Source organism: uncultured Gemella sp., from assembly GCF_963525875.1.
Lineage (GTDB): Bacteria > Bacillota > Bacilli > Staphylococcales > Gemellaceae > Gemella.
On record NZ_CAURMG010000067.1, the window covers coordinates 1 to 4,892 of the forward strand.

Sequence of the window (4,892 nt, forward strand, 5' to 3'; positions counted from 1 at the left end):
AATCGAATAAGTATAAGTAATTATATTGTATTAGTTAATAAAATAATTTTAAAAGGGAGGAGGAGAAAAATGAATAAGCTTAAAGATTTAGGTTTGTTGGTATTGCAAGTTGAAGTAGTAGGTTTCTTATTTATAGCGATGAATAAATATTTAACTAACACTACAAGCTTTTTACCTGAAGCTTTCACTCAAGATAAAACAGATATTAAGTCATATAGTTTAGCTGCATTGGCGTTTATGATATTAGGTATTGCTCAATATTATGTGGTTGACTTATATGACAAAATCAACTGGAAAAAAGCGAGTGTAATAGAATACTTGGTAGAAGTAGCAGGAGTTTTACTAGTATTTATCTATTTACAATTTATAGATAATCTAGTTAAGTTTGCATTTCTATTTGTGATAGTTTCATTTCTATTTATAATGAGATATTTATACTTTTATAAGAAATTCTCATAAGTTTATACTTTTGAATAATTGCAGGAGATAAACACTGTTTAAAGTGTAGAAATTTTTAGTTTAAAATTTTAATTTGGAATGTAGGTATTCAATATAATTGTTGTACTGTTGTTGCTGGAATATATAGGGGAAAATAAAAAAACGGGGGTGACTTAAAAATCATGATTTTTGAGTCACTCCCATTTTGTTTAAACCATTTAATAAATCATATTACTGTACTTTTAATTCTACACATTCTGTTAGTTGTTTTTTGATTTCTTCTTGTATATGGTGAGAAATCATTATTAAGGTTAACTTGTTGTCAGCTAAGATATTGTTTTCTATCTGTACTGCTGTTTTTTCATCTAATGCTGAGGTTGCTTCATCAAGAATTAAAATTGGATAATTTCTAATTAAAACTCTCGCAAGAACTAATCTCTGTTTTTCTCCTCCTGATAGGATTTCTCCCATATTAGATAGGTTGTGATCTAAGCCATCAGGTAAAGCTTTAACTCTCTTAGCTAAACAAACTTTTTCCAATATGCTCCATATTTCTTCATCTGAATAATTATCATCTAAAGTGATGTTATATCGAATTGAACCGCTGAAAATAGATGTTTGTTGACTCACATATCCAATCTCTTTTGAGAAGTTAATATCATCTTGTATTTCAAGGGGATTTCCATCGATTAATACTTTATCTTGGTTGGATTGTAATTTCCCTAGTAGTAACTTGATTATAGTAGATTTTCCAGAACCACTTTTACCAATTACGGCGTATTTTCCACCTTTATTTATATTAAAGTTAAAGTTTTTAATGATATGGTTATCTCCGAAACTATAATTAAAGTTTTTAAATTCAATATTTTCTTCAACATGTGGGTAAAGTGTTTCTTTAGTAGTTGATTTAGTTATAACGCTATTTAATATTTCTTTTGTACCGATTACCTTAATATATAAATCAACCAATTGATTGATAGAAGTAAGGTATATGCCTAGTATAGTAGATACCGAAGCTATCGTTCCTATAGTTAATTCATTTTTTAAAACTAAGTAAATCGCAAAGATAAAAATTAATAATTCAAGTAACTTCTCGATACTTTGTAAAGTTAATTCACCCAATGCCATTAATTTAGAAATACTATACTGTTGATCTTCTTTTTGAATCTGACTAGCTTTAACATTTCTTGAGAATAAATTTATCTTACCGATATTTTTCAAATCTTCATAACCTGTTAAATATTCCTTTAAAACTCCAGAGAATTTCCCTGATAAAATTGATAAGTTTGTATATCCTACACTAATTTTATTACCGAACTTACCGCTTATTAAAAACATAGCGATTGATGATAATAGGGCGAATACAACAAATTTCCAGTTAATAAGCCATAAAAATACTACTGATGAGATAAATAATACAATTGCACTGAGTAAGCCAGTTAATGGTGAGAATAAATACGTAGATAATAATTCAAGTTGATAAGTGTATTTAGTCATATGCTCACCAGAATCAACCTTATTAAATTCTGATTGAGACATAGTTTCGATATTTTTACTAATTCTATCACCTAGATAAATTTTCCATTGTTTAACTAATTGTGCAATTATAATTTTTAACCACGCTCTAAGCAATTCTACTATTATTAAAATACAAATAATAACGCCAACTTTTGTCCAAAGAGATCCTGTTTTGTATATTACAGAATCAACAATATCAACACGAGCGTATACAACATAAACAGTCCCTATTGATACTATTAGTGTTAAAATAAACATAATGGATAACTTTAATTTGTTCAATGTTATAACTTCTAAAATATTTTTAATCATATTGCTCTCCTTTGTATAGATTATATTTCTATAGAAGTCACTCAAAAATAGCGACTTCCGAGATACCGATTTGTCAATTTCTCCACGAAGTTTCTTAGATCTCTAAAAAGCTTTTATAAGATGAGTTTAGACTACAAATACGAGTTCTCATATAAACTTTTTTAAGATTTAGTTATTTTTGAATCCCCTATAGTATTTATGTAACTTTAATTATACTGACTTTTTTTTTCGTGTCAAGATAATTAGAGTAAGTTTTCTGAAAATTATAAGTTTATATTGTTATCATCTTTTTTTCATACTATAATAAATGTATAAATATAAGTTGGTGTTTATATATTTCCCAAAATCTCCCTTAGTAGTTTGTTATTAAATTGAGTGGAATTAAAAGTAGGAGGTATTTATGAAAAAATATATTTTAAAATTTAAATATAGGTTCTTATTAATTTGTTTTCTTATACTGTTAAGACAGTTATTTCTTATGAAAAGTAACTTTTTAAATGCAGATGCTATAACTGTGCTTACTAATAGAAATCTACATAGTTTCTTTGAAATTATCTTATTCTTATCAGTTACGTGGATTTTTATTATAGTAATTGATAAAGTGATAAAGGTAAGAGAGGAGATTTTTATTCAAGATATTGGAATAGATGTTAAGGATAATCTGTCTACTAACCTTGTAGAATTAGATATTGAAAAGTATAAAGATAACTCATCTGGTGTTTATCAATCTTGGTTTAACAATGATATTCAAATGATTCAAGAAAAAGGTTTGAGAAATATATTTGCTATAATATACAGTCTTTCTGGTGTGGTATTTTCTCTTTATGCTATATTAAAATATCACTGGATCATTTCTTTAATTACTATTATAGGAACAGGAATATTAATTTATCTGCCAAAAATTTTTAATAAAAAACTTCATAATATGGGAACAGAAGTTACTAAAGAAAATGAAAACTATGTTACTTCGTTAGAGGAGACGATTCTAGGCTATGATACGTATTTCTCTCTTAATAAATTACAAATAATTCCTAAAAGAATAGCTAATTTAAGTAGAATTTTGAAAAATGTATTTGTTAAACAAAGTAAATTGGAAAGTAATTATTATATGCTTAACTTCGGTTTAAATGTCTTTTTTCAAGTGTTATTAGTTTTTGTTACAGGGTATTTAGTTGTTAAAGATAATTTGGAAATTGGTGCTGTTGCGGCTGTAGGAATGTTTGCCAATCTTGTATTTGACGGTATGAGCCAAGTAGGTTATAGAATAGCATTTATTAAAGGGGCAAAACCTATATTTTCTAAGCACGATGAGTTCATGTCGAAAAATAAGGATACTCATTTACCGGTTGAATATTCTTTAAGAGAAACAGTATTTAATATTAAAAATTTAAGTTTTAGTTATGGTGACAAGAAGATCTTTAATAATTTGAACCTTGATATAAAAGAGGGGAATAAATATCTAATAAGCGGAGATAGTGGAGTAGGAAAATCAACATTATTTAAAATTATTACGGGACAACTGAGAAATTATGAAGGTAGTGTAGAGTATTGTAGTGTTGATTTGAAAAAATTATCTACTAAGCAAATACTAGAAAAACTGACTATAATTCAACAAGAAAATTTTGTATTCTCAGGTACAGTCAAAGATAATATAACTATGGGAGAAGTAGCCGAGGATAGTGAAGTAACTAAGTATTTAGAAAAAGTAGGCTTAACACAGAAGAACTTCTTATATTCAAAAGTAGAGGTTCATGGGAAAAATCTTTCAGGAGGACAACGCCAAAGATTGGCTATAGCTAGAGCGTTGTTTAATGGTAAAAAGATATTGTTAATTGATGAAGGAACATCAGCTTTAGACAAAGAATCAGCGAAAAGTTTAGTAGAAATGCTGTTAGGAAATAAAGAATTAACGATAATAATGATTAGCCATGATATAGGTGATGAATTAAGAGATAAATTTGATAATATTATAAAATTGTAATGTAAGTTAAAATTAATAAAATAAAGATTTAAATTCATATAGAAGAATGGACATAGGGGAGTGGCTGAAAAATCGATTTCTCTGAAAATAAGATTTTGAGTCACTCTCATTTAATAAGGAGGACAAGCATGAGTTATAAGTTTATGAGTAATGCATTAGATAATAATTTAATGCCTATTGGTAAAAGTGATTTTTTAAATCTATTTAAAGGTTTAGGAATAGGAGAAGGTGATATCCTGATTGCACATGTCTCGCTTAGTAAATTCGGTTATATAATCGGCGGTGCAAGATGTATTTATGAAGCGCTTATTGAAAGATTAGGAGAAAGTGGAACGCTCGTTGTTCCAACACAATCTTTAGAAAATATGTCTCCAGAGTATTGGAAACATCCTAAAGTTCCTAAGGAGTGGATAGAAAAAATAAAACAAGAGAGTTTATCTTATGATGTTGATCTATCTAGTACACGAGGTATGGGGAAATTTAGCGAGTTTGTTATGAATCTAAAACATTCTGTTAGAAGTTCTCATCCACTATATTCTTTTTCAGCAGTAGGAGAAAAAGCACAGGAAATCATAAAAGAGCATCCATTAGATGATGGCTTAGGATACAATTCACCATTAGGGAGATTGTATGATCAAAATGC

Annotated in this window: 4 protein-coding genes; 3 read left to right on the plus strand and 1 reads right to left on the minus strand. The window is 27.9% G+C overall.

Annotated features, from left to right (window positions below):
- Positions 1–69: 69 nt before the first annotated feature.
- The gene (locus tag RWQ73_RS07610; RefSeq protein WP_314407768.1) at positions 70–459 is read left to right on the plus strand and encodes a hypothetical protein; all 390 of its coding nucleotides are present in this window, start codon (positions 70–72) and stop codon (positions 457–459) included.
- Positions 460–669: 210 nt separating this feature from the next.
- Here RWQ73_RS07610 and RWQ73_RS07615 read toward each other — a convergent pair whose 3' ends face one another.
- Positions 670–2,268, minus strand: a complete 1,599-nt coding sequence (locus tag RWQ73_RS07615) for an ABC transporter ATP-binding protein (protein WP_314407769.1) — start codon at positions 2,266–2,268, stop codon at positions 670–672.
- A 400-nt stretch (positions 2,269–2,668) separates the two neighbouring features.
- Here RWQ73_RS07615 and RWQ73_RS07620 point away from each other — a divergent pair, with 400 nt between their 5' ends.
- Both RWQ73_RS07620 and RWQ73_RS07625 read left to right on the plus strand, forming a co-directional pair.
- Positions 2,669–4,249 (plus strand): ABC transporter ATP-binding protein, encoded by a 1,581-nt coding sequence (locus RWQ73_RS07620; protein WP_314407771.1) that lies wholly within the window; start codon positions 2,669–2,671, stop codon positions 4,247–4,249.
- 128 nt (positions 4,250–4,377) lie between these two features.
- A partial coding sequence (locus tag RWQ73_RS07625; protein ID WP_314407772.1) for an AAC(3) family N-acetyltransferase occupies positions 4,378–4,892 on the plus strand: 515 nt, incomplete at its 3' end.

Bases quoted from the DNA above. Each gene is read 5' to 3' on its own strand.
- RWQ73_RS07610 (WP_314407768.1), top strand. From the start codon at position 70: ATGAATAAGCTTAAAGATTTAGGTTTGTTGGTATTGCAAGTTGAAGTA.
- RWQ73_RS07615 (WP_314407769.1), bottom strand. From the start codon at position 2,268: ATGATTAAAAATATTTTAGAAGTTATAACATTGAACAAATTAAAGTTA.
- RWQ73_RS07620 (WP_314407771.1), top strand. From the start codon at position 2,669: ATGAAAAAATATATTTTAAAATTTAAATATAGGTTCTTATTAATTTGT.